This is a genomic window from Erythrobacter sp. SN021 (assembly GCF_021864455.1).
Genome location: NZ_JAKKUW010000146.1, coordinates 1 through 349 on the forward strand (window position 1 = coordinate 1; position 349 = coordinate 349).

The window sequence follows — 349 nt, forward strand, 5'->3', positions numbered from 1 at the left end:
CGGTGAACTTTAATATTTGTAGCTTCCAATCTCCTTTCGCAGAGCCTCGAGCTCTGGGATCTTCCTGTATTTCTGGTTCAGCGTAACTAGCTTCTGAGGTTGTTCTGGATTCACTTTCTCCCACGGTGGCTGGTCAGCAAATTTGTTCAGTCTCACATCAGGTTTCTGGTAGATGGCGTAGAAAGAGTACGCTGCTGCTCCAACACAGGCAACACCCAGGATGCCAACCAACGGAATCAGCTCAAATTTCTTTTTGAGAATACCGAGTCCAAACAAACTCTGCCTTGCCTTAGTAGTTGCCATCTTCTCAAACCTTTTCAAAAATAAGCTCACGAAGGCACAATTTTAT

General features: G+C 45.0%; 1 protein-coding gene. It reads right to left on the minus strand.

Annotated features, from left to right (window positions below):
* Positions 1–9: 9 nt before the first annotated feature.
* Positions 10–303 carry an NDUFA4 family protein gene (locus L5849_RS15325; protein WP_236926243.1) on the minus strand — a complete coding sequence of 98 codons (294 nt, stop codon included), beginning with the start codon at positions 301–303 and terminating at the stop codon, positions 10–12.
* Positions 304–349: the final 46 nt, after the last annotated feature.